This window comes from Dactylosporangium sp. CA-152071 (assembly GCF_050936335.1).
GTDB classification, from domain to species: domain Bacteria; phylum Actinomycetota; class Actinomycetes; order Mycobacteriales; family Micromonosporaceae; genus Dactylosporangium; species Dactylosporangium maewongense.
In genome coordinates this window covers 2,630,723-2,649,655 of sequence record NZ_JBNJMZ010000002.1, presented here as the reverse complement: position 1 = coordinate 2,649,655, position 18,933 = coordinate 2,630,723, and the positions used below count along the sequence as shown (strand labels likewise).

Genomic DNA, 18,933 nt, shown 5'->3' with positions numbered 1-18,933 from the left:
ACCAGCGCTACACCAGGGCTTTGACCTGGGCGGCGGTGAGGGCGCGGTCGTAGGCACGGACGTCGTCGATCGCGCCCGCCCAGTAGTCGACCGGGGCGCCGCCCCACCGGGCCCGGCCGATGACGAGCGGGCCGGTCGCGGCGTCGGCGGTGCACGCGTCGATCTGCCGGGCGAGGACGCCGTCGACGTAGAGGCTCAGGTGCCCGGCGTTGGCGTCCCGCACCCCGGCGAGGTGATACCAGCGGCCCGTGACCGGGGTGAGCGGGGCGAGCGCGCGCCGGTCGGCGAAGCTCATCGCGAAGGTCTTGTCGGCGCCGCTGTACTGGAGGAAGAACGCGCTGCTCGTGGCGCCGTCCTGACTGACGACGGTCCGGAACGCCCCGGCCGCGTCCAGGCGCACCCAGGCGGCGACCGTGTAGTTGCCGGTCGTCGGCAGCACCGCCCGGCCCGTGTCCGCGTACTGGCCGGAGCCGTTGAGCAGCAACGCCTGCCCGGCGTGCCCGGCGGTCCACTGTGGAGCGCCGACGAGGGTCGCGCCGCCGGCGGTGCCGTCGAACGGCCACGTCGACACGGCTGTGCCCTGCGGGCGGCTGACCGGCCCGCAGAACGAGGCGACACCGACCTGGTCCGGCGGCGGCGAGCCCCAGGTCGACGCCGCCGTGCCCATCGTGAGGTTCAGGGTTCCGCCGGTGCGGACGAACGACTCCGGCAGCCAGCTCTTGCCGTACGCGACGCCGTCCAGCGTCGCGGACTGCACGTACTGCGCCGCGTCGGTCGTGGCGGGCGCGTCGATGACGATGCCGACGCCGTTGTCGCGGGCCACGTGCACGGTGGGGAAGAGCGGGCTGCCGACGAGCAGCTCCGCCCGGCCCGGCACCTGCGGGAAGACGCCCCATCGCCGCGAACACGTACCACGCGGACATCGTGCCGAGGTCGTCGTTGCCGGGCAGGCCGCTCGGGCCAGTGGTGTAGACGGTGTCGACGATCTCCCGGGTCGTCGCCTGCGTCTTCCACGGCTGCCCGAGCCCGTTGTACAGCCACGGCGTGTGCAGGCCGGGTTCGTTGGCGGGGTCGTACCGCAGCGCGCTGCCGCCCTTGACGGCCCAGTTGCCGGCGGTGTCGTGGAAGAACCCGTCGAGCCGCCTGGCGGCGACGGCGGTGCCGCCCATCGCCTCGGCGAGCCCGGCGACGTTCTGCGGCACCATCCACGTGTACGTGGCGCTGGACCCCTGCGCGAAGCCCACGTCGGTCGACGGGCTGAACCCGCCGACCCAGGAGCCGTCCTTGTTGCGGGCCTGCTGGTACCCCTCGGCCGGGGTGGCCAGGGCGTTGAACGTGTTGCGCCACCAGTTGGCCCGCTCCAGCATCGCCGCCTGCTCCGTGGACCTGCCGAGCCGCTGCGCCCACATGCCGAGGGAGAAGTCGGCGAGCGAGTTCTCCAGGGTCTCCGCGGCGCCACCCCAGCAGTGGCAGGCGTCCTGCGGCGCGTAGTGCGACGCCAGGTACTGGTTGAGGGCGGGCCGCTGCCCCGTGCACTGCCCCGGGCACCCGCCGTCGTCGAGCGCGTCGGCGTTTCCGCACCGTCGCCTGCCGCAGCAGCGACGCGTAGGCGCCGGCCGTGTCGAAGTGGTCGGCGCCCATCGCCACGAACGTCGCGAGCGTCGGCGCCGCCGGGTCGCCGGTCATCACGTGCGTGGCGCCGTTGTTGTGCAGCCAGCGGTCCCAGATCCCGCGGTTCTGCCGCGCGAACTGGAACATCGACTGCGCGTAGTCGCCCGCCACCGCCGGCTACAGGTTCGCGGGCTTCCCCGCGGGGAACGTGAACTGCCCGACCCCGGCCCGCGCCGTCACCGCCAGGTCGGACCTCACCCCGTTGTCGAGGGTGACGGTGTACCGGGCGGGCTTCGCGCTCTCGTTCGCGTGGCTGAAGTTCGCGGCGTACTTCGCGTCCGTGCTGTCCGCCGACGGCGGCGAATCCACGGCGCCGGCGAACGGCAGGATCGGCACGTCCCCGGCCGCCCCGGGGTTGCACCCGGCCCCGTTGACGTGCGTCAGGCTGAGCCCGCGGATCCTGGTGACGTCGTACTGGTAGCCGTTGGCCGCCCCGGTCGACGTCTGGTCCCCCCGCGTGCTGGTCGGGCTCCGAGATCATCCCGAACGGCCGCACCGCCCCGGGCCACGTGTTCCCGTCCCGCGCCGACCCGATCAGCGGATCCGCATAGGACGCGGGATCCGTGACCAGCTCGGGCCCGGCGGCCCCCGCCGCTCCCGGCACCGCCACAGCGGCAAGCACCACAACCGACACCACGGCGACACGCATGGGCAACCCTTCCCCGGAAAGACTTCGACAGCAGCCCATGTCCTCCCGGTGATCATCCCGGTGAACCAGCGATGGCCGTTGTCCGTCCTCCTCGCCGCCGCGGACCGATCCGGTCGATGGCTGATCGGTCGGCTCCGCATCGGCGGCGTGTCGTAGTCGTCGATGGCGAAGCGGCCAGACGGAGGCGTCCTCACGGTGGAATCGGGCCGCCGTCGGTGGCGATACTGTTGCGCAGCGTGAACGACCCGCGACCAGGGAGTCGGCTGCATGGACGAAGTTCAACCGTCGGACATCCGCGTCGGGGTGCTGCTGGGTGGGTCCGGCGTCCGTGACGATCTCGTCCCCGGCTTCGACCCGGATGATCCGGAAGGCTCCGGCTACGCGGAGGCCTGGGGCACTCGCGGGCGGCACGCCGCACCGCGGGAGCACCGCATCGCCGCGATCGGGCAGGACATCCTGCGCGCCGCCGCGGAGGCCGTCGGGCGCGAGGTCGCACTGGTCGTCGGCGGCGTCGTGACCGGGCTTGAGCAGCGCGACCAGCTGCGGACCGGATCGTTCGCGGTCAGCGACCTGCAGCTGAAGTTCGGGGTCAAGGCGACGCTCGGGGCGGGCAAGGCCGTCGAGGCGTTCCTCACCGCCAGCAACGAGGCGACGGTCGAGGTCACATTGACCCTCCGCCAGCCCGGCGGGACGGCAGGAACGCCCTGACCGCGATGGAGGCAGGGGTGGGCCGGCTGCTGACGTCGCCGGAACGGAGGGAGTGGCCGGGCGGCGCTGTCCGCAGTGCGTTCGCCATCGGCGACGGTTACGTGCTGACGGCGTGGCACTGCGTGCGTGACATCGGCGGCCGATCGGCGGAACTCTGGCTCCGGCTGCGGGCCGGCGCCGGGTCGGACGGGTACGTCGACATTCCAGTGCGGCACAGCGCCACCGATCCCGATCCGCAGCTCGACGTGACGCTGCTGCAGTTCGACGAGGCCCGGGGCGACCAGGAGCTCCGGGACCGGCTCGACGAGGTCGCGCTGCCGCTCGGCGTCGAGGTCGACGCGCACGACGAGGTGCGGGTCGGTGGATTCCCGGCGTGGAACACCGCGCGCCACTGTGTGATTCTCGGCGGCAAGGTCGACTCGGTGCACGCGCCGTTCGGCACGGTCCAGACGATCCGGGTGCACATGCCGCCCATGGCGGCGAACCAGCCCGAGACGCCACACGGCATGTCCGGCGGGCCGCTGCTGCGGACCGGCCCGGACCGTCGGGAGCTCGTCGTCGGTCTGGTCCGGTCGTTCCCCCGCGGGCGGGACGGTGCCGCGCTCGGCGGCGAGGTCCTGTGCTGCCGGATGGCTGACGTGCGGCAGGTCTTCGCGCCGGTCGACGACGCGATCCGCCGCAACGTCGCCGCGGCCCACATGGCGGCCGTCGGGTCGGTCGAGCTCTCCGACGACGTGGTGCAGGCGTACTGGCCGGCGCTGCGGGCCGGCGGCTTCCAGCGACCCGCCCACTGGGACGTCGAACACCTGGACAAGCTGCGGCAGGAGGTCGACGCCGACAGCGGCGGGCCGTCGCGGGCCCGCAACACGGTCGCGGCGCTGCATGCGGCGATCCGGGCGAAGGCGGTGCTGACCGCGATCGGCGGACCCCGGCTGCCGCTCGGTCAACTGGCGACGATCTACCACATGGAGGTCGGCGACTGCGTCGGTTGCCACTCGGCCGACGCGATGCTGGTCCGCGCGGCCGACGCCGACCAGCAACTGCTCAGCGAGAACGCGATGGGCGCGCTCAGCTGCCTCGCCCGGTTCGTCATCGGAGCCGCCGCCGTGCTCGGCGCGAACCCGGCCGAGCATCGGACGCTGCGCTCCTGGCTCGAGTCGCTCGGCCATCAACCCGCCGATGCCGGGCAGCTGTACCTGCACCGGCGTACGAGCGGCGGATGGCTGCTGCTCGACTTCGGCGATGAGGACCCGGCCGAGGTCCCGGGGTGGCCGACGGGCATCACCTGGTCCTATTTCGGAGCCGGTGAGGACCGTCCCCCGGAAACGGTCGACAGCGACGGGACGGAGGACGGGCTGCGCCGGGCGCTGGCCCAGGTCCTGCGAGCCGTGCCGCCCGCGTATCCGCTGGTCGTCGACCTCGCACTGCCCCACGCCAAGCTCCGCGCGGGCATCGAGCACTGGCCGGTACGCGAGGTCGACCGGGAGCTGCGCGCGCTGAGCGACGACTGCCGCCCGCGCCTGCGGTGGTCCAGGCGGCTGTACAGCGAGCAGCACCGAAACCAGCTGGTGAACCGCGCCGCACAGGGTCAGTGGCACAGCGAGCCGCCGACGTTCGTCGACGACATGCTCGCCGACCACCACCGCCTCAGGGACTGGGCGCGCACCGACCAGCACCACGCCTGGCTGCTCGGAGGCTGCGACCCGCCGGACCCGGCACGCACCGATCCGTTGCGGGTGCTGCTCCAGGAGGGGTACGGGTTCGTCGTCTGGTACCCGGACCGGCTTGATCCCGACCGGCGGCGAGAGATCGGCGCCGCGGTGGCCGGCGTCGCCGTGCCGGCCCGGCGCAACCTGATACCGGACCAGCTGCCGCGGTTCACCGGATTCCGTCCTGCCGTGATCTGGGACGACCCGGCGGGCCGCGGCCACTTCAAGCTGCCTGGGCAGCTCATCGGGGAACCAATCCAGGACCGGCGCGGGACCGGCGAGCATCGGAGCGGCGAATGACGAAGAAGCTGACAGAGACGCCGTGGCGGATCTTCACCGGGTCCGGGGTGGCGGGCGCGGACGACGCATGGAAGACGTTGCCGCCACCGCCACCATGGCGCGACCGCGCGAAGGCGATCCACAGCTTCGTCATCGAGGAACCGCTGCTGGACGCGGTGAACGCGGCGCTGCACCTGCGCCGGCCGCTGCTGCTCACCGGACCGCCGGGCTCGGGGAAGTCGACGCTGGCCAGTCTCATCGCCGCGGAGCTCCACCTCGGTGAAGTGCTGAACTGGCACGTGACGTCGCGGAGCACGCTCACCGACGCGCTGTACCACTACGACGCGCTCGGCCGCCTGCACGCCACGCAGACCGCTCCCGAGGGGGAAGCCGTCGGCGTCGACCGGTTCGTGACGCTCGGCCCGCTCGGCACGGCGCTCGCGGCGGCCGACCGTCCCCGCGCGGTGCTCATCGACGAGATCGACAAGAGTGACTTCGATTTGCCCGGCGACCTGCTCAACGTGCTGGACGAGGGCGAGTTCGAGGTCCCCGCGCTGGCCCGCGACTCGCAGCCGGAATCGGCCACGGCGGTCACCCATCGCGTCCGTGGAGCGGACCGTGCCAGGCATGCGGTGACCAACGGCGTCGTCCGGCGGACGCACTGGCCGGTGATCGTGCTGACGAGCAACGGCGAGCGGGCGTTCCCGGCGCCGTTCCTGCGCAGGTGCGTCCGCTTCGAGATGCCGACCGCGAGGGAGTCGTTCATCCAGGCCGTCGTCGCCCGGCACATCGGACACGCCGCCGTCCGAGAACAGGACGAGATCCGTGCGTTCGCCGCACGCCTCGTCAAGGGTGAGAACCTCGCCCTGGACCAGTTGCTGAACTTCCTCTACCTGTTCTCCGGCCCGGGCGGGACGGACCCTGACGTCAGGTCCCGGATGCAGGCGGTGTTGCTGCAGGAGTTGAACGGCAAGTGATCGATCGCATCGTTCTGGCGCTGGCCGAACAGATGCCGGACGCCACCCCGGAGGAGATCGCCGACCTGCTCTGGCTCACCGCCAGGACCGTCCCCACGGCCGCCCCCGCGGCCATCGCCGCCACGGTCCCCGTCGACGGACCGCCGGCGGACGTGGCAGCGGCGGCGGACGCGCAGCCGCCTCCGGTGCTCGATGCCGAGCCTGCACCGCCCCGGGAGGCCGAGACCCCCGCGCCGGCGCACCGGCACGGGCTCGTCGAGCACAGTGCGACCGCGACGACGGCCGCCGCTCCGGCACCCGCCGTCGCGGTCGGCCTGCGGGCACCCGATGCCACGGACCGGCCCGACGCCACCGCCCGGTCGTTCGCCGCCTTCCGCCGGATCCGCCGGCCCGGGCGGCCGGTCGTCGACGTGGACGCCACGGTCGAGGCGACGGCGGACGCCCGCCGGCTGACGCTGGTCACGCGCCCCGTCGACGAGCGCGGGCTGGACGTCGCCGTGGTCGTCGACCGGCTGTCCACCGCGACGGTGTGGGCGGGTCTGCTCACCGAGTTCGAGCTGCTGCTGCGGCGATCGGGCGCCTTCCGGATGGTCCACCGATGGGACCTGGTGCCGGGCGACACACCCGATCATCCGGTGCGGCTGCGCGACGCGGCCAAGGTGCACCACCCCGCCGACCGCATCGTCGACCCGACCGGCCGGCGGCTCATCCTGGCGATCACCGACGGGGTCGCCGACCACTGGTACGCCCCGCCGGTCTGGACGGCACTGCGCCGCTGGGCCGCCCTGGCCCCGACGGCGATCGTCCACCTGCTGCCCGAACGCTACCTTGGGTCGGTCGCCCTCGGCCGTCCCGATGTGGCGGTCCGCGGGCGGCGCCGGGCCGGCACGAACGCGACCGCCGAGGTGCGGGTGCCGTGGTGGGGGGACGCGGCGCCGGCCGGCGCCCTGTCGTTGCCGGTGGTGCCGCTGACTCCGGCGGGGCTGACGAGCTGGGCCGACGCGGTCGCCTCCGGCGATGGCTGGGTCAAGGCGATCTGGTCGGCGCCGCCCCCGGGACCGCCCGGCGCCACGGCGAACAGGCTGCTCACACCCGCGGAGCGGGTCCGCGCCTTCCGGGCACAGGCGACTCCGGACGCGCGGGAGCTCGCGCGATTCCTCGCCGGCGCCCCGACCCTGTCGCTGCCGCTGATCCGGGTCCTGCAGCGCCGGTTGTTGTCGTCCGCCGATCCGTCGCCCATCGCCGAGATCATGATCAGTGGCCTCCTGGAGCGCCTCAGCGGTGATCCCGACGACGAGCACGCCGTGCTGACCTTCCGCCCGGACGTCGCATCGCTGCTCAGGCGCGGTGCCACCGCGAGCGAGGACTGGGACACCTTCGAGATCCTGACCGACTTCCTGGAGCGCCATGCCGGCTCGGGCACGTCCGTCCACGCGCTGCTGGCGGAGCCCGCCGGCAGCGCGGTGGTCGACCCGGCGCTGAAACCGTTCGCGGCGATGGGCCGGGCGACCGCGCTCCGCCTCGGTATCGACCTGTCGACGGCGGCCACCATCGAACAGGTGCCCACCGCGACCCCGGGACCCACAGCGACAGCGATGGCGTACCGAACCAGCACGGTGGCCGTGGTCGGCGATGCGCGGGCCGGCAAGACGGCGCTCGTCCAGGCACTCCTCGGCGGCACCTTCGAGCACCCGCCGGGCACCCGCCGGGCGCTGCGGCGCCTGCACCGGCAGGACGTCGCCACACCGGACGGCACGGAACGGCGGGAGGTGTGGCTGCACGAGCACTCGAGCGGGCTGCCGCTGCGGTTCGCGCGCGAGGGCGAAGCCATCGTCCTCGTCGTTGTCGACCTCCGGAACGCGCACACGGCCGTCAACCAGGCAGTCCGATGGGCGGCGCTGATCGACTCGACCCGGTCCGGCCGACCCGTGACGAAGTTCCTGGTCGCGTCGCGTGCGGACGAGGTGAGTCCGAACGCCTCGGTGATGAGCCGCTTGAACGAGTGCGGCTTCGACGGTGTCTTCCGGACCAGCGCCCAGGACGGTACGGGCATCCCCTCGCTGCTCGACGCGATCGTGGGCGGCCGGTGGTCGGGCGAGGTGCCACCGTTCGCGGCGACAGCGGCGTTCATGGGTGCGAAGGAGACGGTCGAACGCGGAAGGTCCGAGACCCCGATCACCGATCTGGCGATCATGCTCGGCGATCACCGGCGGCGGACCGGTCAGACCCCCGACCGTGCGATGTTCGCCGCCGCGCTGCGACAGTTGCAGGCGTTCGGCCAGGTGAGCGGCACACCGGCGGAGGACGTCTGGATTCTCGATCCGCCGCTGCTGGACGAGTACGTCGCGGCGATCGCGTCCGCCGCCGCCGTCACCGTCCTCGGCGCGGTCGCCGAGGAGCGCGCGCTGGCGGGTGACGTGCCCCGCCGCCCGGCCTGGTCGGCCGGTTGGCGGCACGAGCAGCTGCTGTGGTCCTGCGCCGTCGACGCGGTGCTGCGCGGGGGAGTCGCGACGAGGGTCGGCGGCGACGGCGACACGATGCTCGTCTTTCCGGCGATGTACCGCCCTTCAGACGCCTCCTACCCCGGCGAGCGCAGCCATGCGGCGACGTACACCTTCGGCAGCGAGACACCAGGCGTCTTCGCCGCGGTCGCGGCCCACATCGAGCGCATGGCCCGCTTTCAGCTGCGGCACCTCTATCGTGACGCCGCGGTGTTCAGCGGTCCGGCCGGCGCCGTCTGCGGCATCTCGTCCGTGCTCCCCGGCGATGCCGGCGGCCGGTGGTCGGTGCAGGTGTTCTTCGGCGGGCCCACCGTCGCCGAGGTCCGTGACGACTTCGTCGCCGTCGTCCACGGGCAGTTGCAGCGCTACGCGGCGCCCGGATCGGTTGCCAGGAGCGAACCTCCGGCCGCCGAGGCGCCGCCGGCCTCGGTCGGCTCGCCGCCGGCACCCGCTCCGACCGACGAGATCCGCGTCGTCTTCGTCGGGCCGGCCGGTAGTGGCAAGACGACGTTCCTGCTCGGGATCCTGGGCGGACAGCCGAACCCGGCGGTGTACGGCAGCTGGACCGCGATTCCTCCGGAGCACTCGTCCGTGGCCGATGACCTGTATCGAATGGCGCGACTCCATACGTTTCCGGACCCGACCGTGACGGACCAGAATGAGTCCTGGATCGTCGCCGGCACCAGGCCGGTTCCGCCCAGACGGAGGTTCCTGGGGGCGCGTACCAGGCCGGCGACACGTGAGATGCAGTTCGATCTCCGTCTGGTCGATTCGCCGGGTGCTCGCTCGCTCGAGGCCGACGACGACTTCGTCGATCTCCTGTCGCGCGCCGACGCGATCATCCTGATGGTCGACCCGACGAGGCTCCTGCCCGCCTTCCGCTCCGACATCGGTCAGTTGTCGACCTACGACTACCTGCACAGGCTGCTGCCGAAGCTGCTCCGCAGGCAGCTCGACCTCGGCGGGCCGGCCCGGCTCGGGCAGCACCTCGCCGTGTGCGTCTCCAAGTTCGACGAGCCGAGCGTGTACGAGTTCGGACAATGGCTCGGTGTGGTGGACCGGCAGGCCGTCGGGCAACCGACGGTCGAGTCCGGGGCCAAGGCATCGCGGTTCGTCACGGCGTTGTGCGACGCGAGCGCCGAGCCCAACGACGCCCTCGTGCCGAGCTTGTTGCAGCGGCACTTCCGCCCGGACCGGATCACATATCACGTGACGTCGTCGATCGGCTTCTTCATGTCGCCGGCCGTGGGGTTCAACGAGCGGGACTTCGCCAATGTGGACGACCGTCGCGGGCGCAGGCAGTTCCTGCGGCTCGCGCCCTTGAACGTGTGGGAAGTGCTGATCGAGTTGGCCGACGCCGTCCGGCTCGCGCGGGCCGGAGGCTAGGGCTCGCCGTCGAAACGGCCGGTGCCGGCGGGCGACGTACGCGTCGCGCCGCCGGCACCTGACCAACCAGCGTCGTCAGCACGAACCAGGGTGTCAGCGCAGCGGGACGTCCACATAGGAGCCGCCGGCGACGGTGGCCGTGGAGCCGAGCGTGTTGGCGTCGTAGTACAGCGGGTCGGTCGTGTCGACGACGAGGGTCAGCGAGTGGCCCGCCGGCACGTCGTACGCCGTCGCCGACAGCGAGAAGTCCAGGCTGCGGCTGCCGGTCGCGGTGCCGAGCCAGGTCGCCGGGGCGTGCGTGATGAGCTTCGCGTTGCCGAGGCTGTCCAGGTCGTACAGGTACACGACGACCGTGCCCTGCGCCGCGGTGCCGGTCAGGTTCAGGTGGACGCGGGGGATGCCGCGGATCCGGGCCGCGGTCGACGGGCGGTCCGACGCCCAGACGCCGGCGCGGAGCCGGTCGACGGACGGCAGCCAGATCTGCGGCAGGATCCCGGTGAGCGCGGCGGCGCCGTTGGTGAGCAGGACGACCCCGCCGTCGGCGGTCGTGTTCAGGTCGCCCGGCAGGGTCTTGCTCCAGCCCGGGGACGGGTTGCCCCCGAGCAGTCCGGTGCCGTCCCACCAGCGGATCTGGCCCAGGCCGTACCGGCGAGGACTCCCGCTGAAGGAGGACCAGGCGGAGTAGGACTCGGTGGCGGCGTTGTGCGGCTTCACGAGCACGCCCGGCTCCTGGTCGATGCCGGTGGCGACGCCCGCCAGGTACTGGTCGAACCAGCGGGACGCGCTGGTCCACACGTCGTTGGGCAGGCCGGCGACGCCGGTGAGCTCGGCGATCGCGTGGTCGCCGGGGCGCAGCTCGAGCCGCTTCGGCCCGGCGAGCCGGCCGTAGAAGTCGGCGAGCTGGTTGGGCGGGAAGATCGAGTCGCCCCACGAGTTGGCGATGAGGACCGCCGGGCGGCTGGCGTTGATCGCGTTGAGGTAGGTCGCCGCGGACCGTACGCCGGCCCACTCCATGATCTGGGCGACGTTGCGGTTGGCGTTGAAGTCGTCGAGCTTGCCGGTGAGGTCGGGCCCGGCATTGCCGAGCAGGGCGGCGGCGAGCTGCAGCAGCCCGGCCGACTGCTGGTGGCGGGTCTGGTCGCCGTACAGCGAGTAGACCAGGTCCGTCCATCCGCTCATCGCCACGACCGCGCGGATCCGGCGGTCGAAGGCCGAGCCGAGCAGGCTGATGCCGGCGCCGTACGAGATGCCGCCGGCACCGATCCGGGCCGGGTCGGCGGCGGTGTTGGCGATCGTCCAGTCGATGACGGCCGACAGGTCGGCCATGTCCTTCGGCCCGGCGGTGTCGATCTCGCCGCCGGAGGCCCACCAGCCGCGCGGGGTGTAGGAGACGACGACGTATCCACGGCCCGCGAAGGCCTTCGCCTGGGCGATGTACTCGAGGTCGTTGAGCCCCCAGCTGGCGGGGAACACGATCGCCGGGTAGCGGCCGGCGGCTGACGGGGCGATCACGTTGGCCTTGAGGACCACGCCGCCGGCGCCGGTGATGTCGACGAACCGGAACCCGGTGGTGGCGACGGCCGCGGTCTGTGCGGTGGCGGCGGCCGGTGCGGCGGTCACGGGGGCGGGGGTCGCCGCGGTCAGGACAGCGGCGGCGAGCACGGACAACAGGCAGACGGGCAGGGATGTTCGGCGCTTCGCCATGCGCCCTCCTTCATCGGGCGGGGGACAGGCAGGGGCGGCTGCCTCGGTGGCGGGAGCGTAGAAGCGGGTACCGAGAATTTGAAGTTCATGACATTATCGTTACTAGTCGGTAACATGGGGGGTCGCTGTGCCGGTTTTGAGGGGGTGGGGGCCGTGTTGTACGGCGTACAGACGCCGCGCCGCCGGGACGCGCAGCGCAACCGCTCAGCGATCGTCGAGGCCGCCACCGAGCTGATGCTGGGCCGGCACACGACGGTGCTGATGCCGGAGATCGCCCGGCGGGCCGGCGTCGGCCAGGCGACCCTCTACCGGCACTTCCCCGACCGGCAGGCGCTGACCGCCGCGGTCGTCGCGCACGAGCTGGCCCGCCTCGAGGCGTTCGTGGCGGCAAGAGCCGACCGCCCGGCCGCGTTCCGGGACGTGCTGGCCGAGCTGCTGCGCACGCAGATCGCGATGCGTCCCCTGGTCCTGCACGTGCGGCGGCTCGATCGGCAGACGCGCGACCGGTACCAGCAACGCATGATCACCACGCTCACGGCGCCGCTGCGCAGCGCCCAGCAGGCCGGCCTGGTCCGGTCCGACCTCACCCCGGCGGACCTGGCGCTGCTCTGCACGATGGTCGAGGGGGTCGTGGAGGCCGCCGACCCCGACGCCGCGACGCGCTCCATCGACCTCATGCTCGACGGCGTCTGCGTCACCGCCCCGCAGGCGTAGGTGCGTCGTCCGGCAGCAGCCCCGCCGCCTTGAGCGACCCCCACAGCCGCGGCGGCACCGGATGCGCCAGGAGCCCGGCGCTGCCGGCGATCTCCTCCGGCGTCCTCGCGCCGACGACCACCGCCGCGACCGCCGGATGCCCGAACGCGAACTGGATCGCCGCCGCCAGCGGTGGCACGCCGTGCGCGGCGCACACCTCGCGGACCGCCCTGACCCGGTCGAGCAGCGCCGCGGGGACGTCCGGGTAGCCGTACGCCGCCCCGGTCCTCGGCTCGGCGAACAGCCCGGCCTGGAACACGCCCGCCGCGAGCACCGCCACCCCCTGCCGCGTGCACAACGGCAGCAGGTCGGCCAGACCGGACTGGTCCAGCAGCGTGTACCGCCCGGCGAGCAGCACGCAGTCCGGCCCCGGCGCCGGCGCCTCCCGCAGGAACCGCGCCGCGACGTCCGCGTGGTTGACGCCGAGCGACACCGCCCGGATCACGCCGGCGTCGCGCAGGTCCGCGAGCGCCCGGTACGCCTCGCCGAGCGCCACCGGATAGTCGAGGTCGGGGTCGTGGATGTGCAGCACGTCGACCCGGTCGAGGCCGAGCCGCTCCAGGCTGTCCTCGACGGATCGCCGCACCGCCCGGTAACCGAAGTCCAGCCGCGGCCCGACCCCGGGCGGCGGGTCCGCCCAGATGTCCTGCGTGTCCGGACCGCCGGGCTCGATCAGCCGGCCGACCTTGGTGCACAGCACGAACTCGTCGCGCGGGCGCCCCCGCAGCGCCGCCCCCGACCGTGTCTCCGAGCGGCCGTACCCGTACACCGGCGCCGTGTCGAACAGCCGGATCCCCAGCTCCCAGGCCCGGTCGACGGTCGCCGCCGCCTCCTCGTCGCGCACCGGCGCGAACAGCCCACCGAGCGACGCGAGCCCCAGCCCGAGTCGGCTCACCCGCAACCCGGTCCGGCCCAGCTCCACCACGTCATCGGCCCGCACCCCACGATCATGCCCTGCCCGCGACTGCCCGTGGTCGTGACGCGCGACGCACGGCGGGTGTCGGCGGCGCGACGGTCCGGCGGCCCGCCGGCGCCTACCGTGACGCCCATGACGCTGACGCGCAGGCTCACGGCCACCGCCTGCCTCACCCTCACGCTCACGGCGTGCGGCTTCTCCACCGACCCGTTCGACTACGGCGACGGCAAGCGCATCAGGCTCGCCGTCGAGCAGCTCTTCGGCGAGTTGGAGCGCGCCGACTACACCGCCGCCGCGTCCCACTGGTGCGACGGCGCCGGCGCGGCCCCGCCCACCGCCGACGAGCTCCGCGCCGACTTCACCGACCTCGCCCGCCCTTGGAAGACGAAGCTCGTCTCCTCCCAGCACACCGACGACGGCACCGGCTTCGCCAACCTGACCCTCACCGACGGCGGCGGCGCCGGCCACCCGTACAACGTCGACTTCCACCTGACCGGAGACACCGCCGAGGTCTGCGACGTCGACACCGGCACCATCCAGATCGACGTCGACGTCTGACGCACAATGGCCGGCATGACGATCGCGGACGACCCGGGTGTGCCGTTCCACCGGCTGGCCCACGTGGTCTAGCCCCGTCTTTCGCACATCGTTGTGAGTGGCGGTGTGGGTGTTGGCGGGTTGGGGTGTTTAGGTCGGTGGGTGGGTGTTGGTGGTGGGTCTCGGGGTCGTCGGGTGGTGTCCGGGCGGCGGGCTGAGGTTGTCGCGGTGCCGGTGCTGGAGAAGCGGTTGGGGTCGTTGCCGGTGATCGCGGAGTTCTCCCGTCGTCTGGACATCGCCGGGGTCATCGACCGGGTGTGCCCGATCCGGGATCTGGCCGACGCGACGCATGGTCAGGTGATCGAGGTCCTGATCGCGAACCGGCTGACGAACCCCACGGCGATGGTGGGGATCGCCGGGTGGGCGCAGGCGTGGGCGGTTCAGGAGGTGTATGGGATGCCGGCAGCGGTCCTCGGTGATGACCGTCTCGCCCGGGCTCTGGACGCGATCGCCCCGCACCTGGATCAGATCATCGGGTCGGTCGGCGCGGCAGCGATCACGGCGTTCGGCATCGACGTGGCCCGGCTGCACTGGGACATGACCAGCGTCTCGCTGCACGGCGCCTACGACACTGTCGATGACGGGTTCCCGGCACCCGGATGGGGACACCCGAAGGACCGCCGCACCGATCTGAAACAGATCCAGGCCGGGATCGCGGTCGCTTCCGATGGCGGTGTCCCGATCTTCCACCAGGCCTACGACGGCGGCGCCGGGGAGATCTCCCAGGTCGTCGAAGCGATGCAACGCCTGCAGGCTCTGGCCGGACCCCGCCGGTTCCTGCTGGTCGGGGACTCGAAACTGCTGTCCTACGGCAACATCACCGCCATGGCCGATGCCGGGGTCGGGTTCATCGCACCCCTGGCCGCTGCCCGGGTCCCTGCCGGGCTGTTCGCCGGACTCGACCCGGCCGCAGCCGTGCCGGTGGACTACACCGCCCTACGCGACGCCGCCAAGCCCGCCGACCGGCGCGGCGGCTACCGGGTCATCGAGGACGTCATGGACATCCCCGGCCCCCGCAAACGCGACCCGATCCATCACCTGCGCCGAGTCCTGGTCCACTCCACCGCCAACGCCGCCGCCGCGGTCAAGGCCAGGACGCTGAAACTCGGCAGAGCCGCCACCGAGCTGGACACCCTCACCCGGACCGCCGGCACCCGCTACCACCCCGACACCGCAGCGGTCACCGCCAAAGCTGAGCAGATCAGCCGGCACCGCCGCATCAGCAGCTACCTGCGCACCCGGATCACCGAGCACCCCGACACCGGCAAACCAATCTTCGCCTGGCACTACGACCAGGCCGCGATCGACGCCGAAGCCGCTACCGACGGCTGGTACGCCCTGCTGTCCAACCTGCCACCCGACGAATCCGACGCCGCGGAGATCCTGCGCCGCTACAAGAACCAACCCGCCGTGGAACAGCGCTACGCCACGATCAAAGGCCCCCTCGCGGTCGCTCCCATGTTCCTGCGGCACAACCGGCGCATCGCCGCACTCATCACCGTCATCTGCCTCGCCCTGCTCATCTTCAGCCTCATCGAACGCGAGGTCCGCACCAACCTCGCCCCCGACACCGAAATGATCGGGTTCTACGCCTACGACAACCGCGCGATAAGACCCACCGGCCGGCTCATCCTGCAAGCCCTCCACGACCTACGACTCATCCCCGCACACGACCGCCAGCCACCCAGGATCCCCCAACCCGGATGGCTGCAAGCCCAACTCCTCGCCCTACTCAACACCGACCCAACCCAACCCCGCTGGTGAACCACAAGCCACCGCTCACAACCATGTGCGAAAGACGGGTCTAGCCCGTTGCGGCCTGAGTCAAGGCCCGTGTCGGAGCGGGGGAGCAGGGGCGGCCGGGGCCTGAAGATAGAAGCGGGGCGGACTGCCAGGCGGGCAGGGTGGTTGGGTCGGACGGGGGATGGGCGCACAGGACGTAGTGGCGGGGGGTCATGGCGGCGTGGCGGCCGGGGAGTGCTGACAGGCAGCGGCGGTGGGCGTCCTCCGGGGTGGTGGGGCCGCCGGGGACGACCGCGACATACGCCACCAGCGACTCGCCGTCCGCCGAGGCGAAGACGCGGGACGGGGCGGGAGACAGGGCGGTGTCGAGGAGGGCCTGGATCTCCGCGAGGTCGACCCAGCAGTGGTCGACGAGGAGCCAGCCCGGCGGGCGGTCGAGTGGCTGGAGGGCCAGGGCGGCCACGACGGCGGGGTGCGGCAGGTCGGCGGGGGCGGCGGCGACGATGAGGCGTTCGAGCGCGAGCAGGAGCGCGCGTGCCTCGGTGGGGGTGACGCGGCCGGTGTCGCCGGTCCAGAGGCGGGCGACCATGCTGTCCTCGACGCTGCCGAGGTCGAAGCGCAGCAGGACGTCGGTGGGTGGCAGGTCGACCCACTGGGTCTCGGTGGCGGGGGCCGAGGCGATGTCGGGCAGGGCTCCGGCAGCGGGCGCGGCGTCCATGACGACGCTGTTGAAGACGGGCTCGAAGGCGGGGGCGATGCCGCGTTCGGCGGCCAGGCGGGCGGAGTGCTCGTGCTGGCGGTACACGTCGTAGGTGCCGTGCAGGCCGGCCTGGAGGGTGGCGCCGAAGCAGCGGCTGACCAGGGCGTCGAAGGTCGGGGCGGCCGCGTCGATGCTGAGGAACGTGGCCTGGGCGAGGGTGCCGACGTAGCGGAGCAGGTCGGACTCGAAGCGGTTCGCCGAGAGCGTGACGAAGCGGCAGGTGGTGTCGCCGGTACGCAGGGACAGCAGCGCGCAGAACGCGGCGAGCACGATCGACGGGCGGCTGGCGCCGGTGCGGGCGGCGATGTGCGCGAGGGCGGCGGCCGCGGTGGGGGAGGAGATGCCATACGCGCCGGAGCCGGTCGACGGTGTGCTCCGGGGTCCGGTGTACGGGTGGGCGGGCGCGACCCGTAGCGCCCGCTCCCAGTGCCGCAGCGCCTGCTCCATACGCCGCGCACGGGCGGGCCGCTGCTCCAGCGCGGCCCGGTCGAGCGGCTGCGAGACGGGCGCGCCGAGGACCCGGGCGGCGGGGTCGCGGATCAGTGAGGCGAACTCGGCCGCGAGGATCGCGAGGGCCTGGAAGTCGGCGACGATGTGCGACACGACGACGGCCGCCGCCACAACAGATCCATTGTGGACCGTCACCCCGAAGCGGACCGGCGGCGCCGCCATGAGGTCGAAGGGCGCGGCCCGAAGCCGTCCGGCGAGATCGGGTGCGTCCGAACAGAGGAGCGGCAGCGACCCGGCGGCGAGGACGTGCTGCGAGCCCGGATCGCCCAGGCGGTAGGTGCTGCGCAGGCCCTCGTGCCGGCAGAGCAGGACCTGGAAGCACTCGGCGACGTCGTCCACAGTGGAGCCCGGCGGGACGTCGAAGGACTGCGCGAGGACCGCGGCCGGCGCGTGCGGCGCGTCGAGGAGCCACTTCGCGATGTTGCGCTGCCCGACGGTCAGCGGCCCGGCCGCGCTGCGGTGCCCCTCGAACCGTAACCGCACCATTCCCGGTGTCCTTTCCATCGCACGCATCCGTAAAGCGAATCACGGAACTTCGGCGCCGATCAATGAAAGTTTCAGTCCGAGTTTTTCGAAAGTCGGCAGGTCGGAGCGCGTACGCAGGGCCTGCCCGGTCAGTGCGGGAATTCCGCTCCGAAGAAGCCCGACGGGCAGATGGACTCCGTGATGCTGATCGGGTCACCGCCAGACAATGTTTCGAAACGAAGGGCCTCTGGAATGGACAAGAAACGCAAGCTGGGCGTCGCCGGGGCGGGCGCCCTGGCCGTCGTCGTGACGCTGGGCATCGCGGCGACCGCCGACGCCGCCGCGGCCACGCTCGGTGCCGCCGCCGCCGAGCAGGGCCGCTACTTCGGCACCGCCGTCGCCGCGTACAAGCTCAGCGACTCCGTGTACTCCGGCATCCTGGACCGCGAGTTCAACATGGTCACGCCGGAGAACGAGATGAAGTGGGACGCGACCGAGCCGACGCAGGGCTCGTTCTCCTACGGCTCCGCGGACCAGATCGTGTCGCACGCCCAGGCGCACAACCAGCGCGTCCGCGGGCACGCCCTGGCGTGGCACTCGCAGCAGCCGGGCTGGGCGCAGAACCTGTCCGGGACCGCGCTGCGCAACGCGATGGTCAACCACGTCACGCAGGTCGCCACCCACTACAAGGGCAAGATCTACGCGTGGGACGTGGTGAACGAGGCGTTCGCCGACGGGGGCGGCGGTGGCCGGCGCGACTCGAACCTGCAGCGCACCGGCAACGACTGGATCGAGGTCGCGTTCCGCACGGCGCGGGCCGCCGACCCGGGTGCGAAGCTCTGCTACAACGACTACAACACCGACGGGCAGAACGCGAAGTCCAACGCCGTCTACGCGATGGTGCAGGACTTCAAGTCCCGCGGCGTGCCGATCGACTGCGTCGGCTTCCAGTCGCACTTCAACAGCGCGAGCCCCGTCCCGTCGGACTACCAGGCCAACCTGCAGCGCTTCGCGAACCTCGGCGTCGACGTGCAGATCACCGAGCTGGACATCGAGGGCTCCGGCACGACCCAGGCCAACAACTTCGCCACCGTGACCCGGGCCTGCCTCGCCGTGACCCGCTGCACCGGCATCACCGTGTGGGGCATCCGGGACAGCGACTCGTGGCGGGCGTCGGGCACGCCGCTGCTCTTCGACGGCAACGGCAGCAAGAAGGCCGCCTACACCGCGACGCTCACCGCGCTCGGCGGCGGCAACCCGACGAGCACGCCGCCCAGCACGCCGCCGGTGAGCAGCAGCAGCCAGCCGCCGATCCCGTCCGGTGGCTGCACGGCGACGGTGTCGGTCAACCAGTGGCAGGGCGGGTTCGTCGCGACCGTCCGGGTCACCGCCGGCGCGAACGGCACCAACGCGTGGGCCGTCACGATGCCGCTGCCGAGCGGGGCGACCGTCACCAACTCCTGGAGCACCACCAGGTCCGGCAACACCTGGAGCAACGTGTCCTACAACGGCCGCATCGCCGCCGGGCAGTACACCGAGTTCGGGCTGCAGGCCACCGGCACCGCCGGCACGCTCAGCCCCACCTGCGCCGCGAGCTGAGGAGGC

The 18,933-nt window shown here is 72.5% G+C and carries 12 protein-coding genes and 3 pseudogenes; 8 read left to right on the top strand and 7 right to left on the bottom strand.

From position 1 onward, the window contains the following. Positions 1 to 7: 7 nt before the first annotated feature. From ACQEVZ_RS51860 to ACQEVZ_RS51845, 4 genes and pseudogenes are all read right to left on the bottom strand, one after another. Positions 8 to 964 (bottom strand): LamG-like jellyroll fold domain-containing protein, encoded by a 957-nt coding sequence (locus tag ACQEVZ_RS51860; protein WP_433386148.1) that lies wholly within the window; start codon positions 962 to 964, stop codon positions 8 to 10. Next, positions 954 to 1,502, bottom strand: a pseudogene (locus tag ACQEVZ_RS51855) (glycoside hydrolase domain-containing protein); the annotation flags it as partial. The pseudogene ACQEVZ_RS51855 and the gene ACQEVZ_RS51860, both read right to left, overlap by 11 nt. 121 nt (positions 1,503 to 1,623) lie before the next feature. Further along, positions 1,624 to 1,758 (bottom strand): annotated as a pseudogene (locus ACQEVZ_RS51850) (hypothetical protein); the annotation flags it as partial. A gap of 30 nt (positions 1,759 to 1,788) precedes the next feature. Continuing rightward, a pseudogene (locus ACQEVZ_RS51845) lies at positions 1,789 to 2,103 on the bottom strand (GH92 family glycosyl hydrolase); the annotation flags it as partial. Positions 2,104 to 2,587: 484 nt separating this feature from the next. Between ACQEVZ_RS51845 and ACQEVZ_RS51840 the strand changes: the two are divergent. The 4 genes from ACQEVZ_RS51840 to ACQEVZ_RS51825 are packed head-to-tail and all read left to right on the top strand — an operon-like array spanning position 2,588 to position 9,880. Continuing rightward, on the top strand, positions 2,588 to 3,028 hold the full coding sequence (locus ACQEVZ_RS51840) for a hypothetical protein (protein WP_433382929.1): 441 nt from the start codon (positions 2,588 to 2,590) through the stop codon (positions 3,026 to 3,028). 17 nt (positions 3,029 to 3,045) lie between these two features. Beyond that, positions 3,046 to 5,037, top strand: coding sequence for a trypsin-like peptidase domain-containing protein (locus ACQEVZ_RS51835; RefSeq protein ID WP_433382927.1), 1,992 nt, complete (start codon positions 3,046 to 3,048; stop codon positions 5,035 to 5,037). Further along, on the top strand, positions 5,034 to 5,993 hold the full coding sequence (locus ACQEVZ_RS51830; RefSeq protein WP_433382925.1) for an AAA family ATPase: 960 nt from the start codon (positions 5,034 to 5,036) through the stop codon (positions 5,991 to 5,993). The genes ACQEVZ_RS51835 and ACQEVZ_RS51830 overlap by 4 nt, the downstream gene beginning before the upstream one ends. Next, positions 5,990 to 9,880: an SAV_2336 N-terminal domain-related protein gene (locus tag ACQEVZ_RS51825; RefSeq protein ID WP_433382923.1), complete on the top strand. Its 3,891-nt coding sequence runs from the start codon at positions 5,990 to 5,992 to the stop codon at positions 9,878 to 9,880. The genes ACQEVZ_RS51830 and ACQEVZ_RS51825 overlap by 4 nt, the downstream gene beginning before the upstream one ends. 93 nt (positions 9,881 to 9,973) lie before the next feature. Here ACQEVZ_RS51825 and ACQEVZ_RS51820 read toward each other — a convergent pair whose 3' ends face one another. Next, a complete protein-coding gene (locus ACQEVZ_RS51820; RefSeq protein WP_433382921.1) occupies positions 9,974 to 11,584 on the bottom strand; it encodes a CocE/NonD family hydrolase in 1,611 nt (536 codons plus the stop codon). Between the two features lie 153 nt (positions 11,585 to 11,737). Between ACQEVZ_RS51820 and ACQEVZ_RS51815 the strand changes: the two genes are divergently transcribed. After that, positions 11,738 to 12,298: a TetR/AcrR family transcriptional regulator gene (locus tag ACQEVZ_RS51815; protein ID WP_433382919.1), complete on the top strand. Its 561-nt coding sequence runs from the start codon at positions 11,738 to 11,740 to the stop codon at positions 12,296 to 12,298. Here the strand turns inward: ACQEVZ_RS51815 and ACQEVZ_RS51810 are convergent. Then, complete coding sequence (locus ACQEVZ_RS51810; protein WP_433382917.1) at positions 12,279 to 13,277, bottom strand: aldo/keto reductase; 999 nt, start codon at positions 13,275 to 13,277, stop codon at positions 12,279 to 12,281. The genes ACQEVZ_RS51815 and ACQEVZ_RS51810 overlap by 20 nt on opposite strands. Positions 13,278 to 13,385: 108 nt before the next feature. Here ACQEVZ_RS51810 and ACQEVZ_RS51805 point away from each other — a divergent pair, with 108 nt between their 5' ends. Next, positions 13,386 to 13,811: a hypothetical protein gene (locus ACQEVZ_RS51805; RefSeq protein WP_433382915.1), complete on the top strand. Its 426-nt coding sequence runs from the start codon at positions 13,386 to 13,388 to the stop codon at positions 13,809 to 13,811. Positions 13,812 to 14,018: 207 nt separating this feature from the next. Continuing rightward, entirely contained in the window at positions 14,019 to 15,614 is a 1,596-nt protein-coding gene (locus ACQEVZ_RS51800) for an IS1634 family transposase (RefSeq protein WP_433382913.1), read from the top strand. 40 nt (positions 15,615 to 15,654) lie between these two features. Here the strand turns inward: ACQEVZ_RS51800 and ACQEVZ_RS51795 are convergent, their stop codons facing one another. Continuing rightward, the gene (locus ACQEVZ_RS51795) at positions 15,655 to 17,349 is read right to left on the bottom strand and encodes a condensation domain-containing protein (RefSeq protein WP_433382911.1); all 1,695 of its coding nucleotides are present in this window, start codon (positions 17,347 to 17,349) and stop codon (positions 15,655 to 15,657) included. Positions 17,350 to 17,580: 231 nt separating this feature from the next. On the opposite strand from ACQEVZ_RS51795, the gene ACQEVZ_RS51790 reads away from it, so the two are divergent. Continuing rightward, positions 17,581 to 18,927 carry an endo-1,4-beta-xylanase gene (locus ACQEVZ_RS51790; RefSeq protein WP_433382909.1) on the top strand — a complete coding sequence of 449 codons (1,347 nt, stop codon included), beginning with the start codon at positions 17,581 to 17,583 and terminating at the stop codon, positions 18,925 to 18,927. Positions 18,928 to 18,933: the final 6 nt, after the last annotated feature.

Excerpts from the sequence above, each read along its gene's own strand:
- ACQEVZ_RS51840 (WP_433382929.1), top strand. The coding sequence starts at position 2,588 with ATGGACGAAGTTCAACCGTCGGACATCCGCGTCGGGGTGCTGCTGGGT.
- ACQEVZ_RS51830 (WP_433382925.1), top strand. The coding sequence starts at position 5,034 with ATGACGAAGAAGCTGACAGAGACGCCGTGGCGGATCTTCACCGGGTCC.
- ACQEVZ_RS51820 (WP_433382921.1), bottom strand. The coding sequence starts at position 11,584 with ATGGCGAAGCGCCGAACATCCCTGCCCGTCTGCCTGTTGTCCGTGCTC.
- ACQEVZ_RS51805 (WP_433382915.1), top strand. The coding sequence starts at position 13,386 with ATGACGCTGACGCGCAGGCTCACGGCCACCGCCTGCCTCACCCTCACG.
- ACQEVZ_RS51795 (WP_433382911.1), bottom strand. The coding sequence starts at position 17,349 with ATGGTGCGGTTACGGTTCGAGGGGCACCGCAGCGCGGCCGGGCCGCTG.
- ACQEVZ_RS51790 (WP_433382909.1), top strand. The coding sequence starts at position 17,581 with ATGGACAAGAAACGCAAGCTGGGCGTCGCCGGGGCGGGCGCCCTGGCC.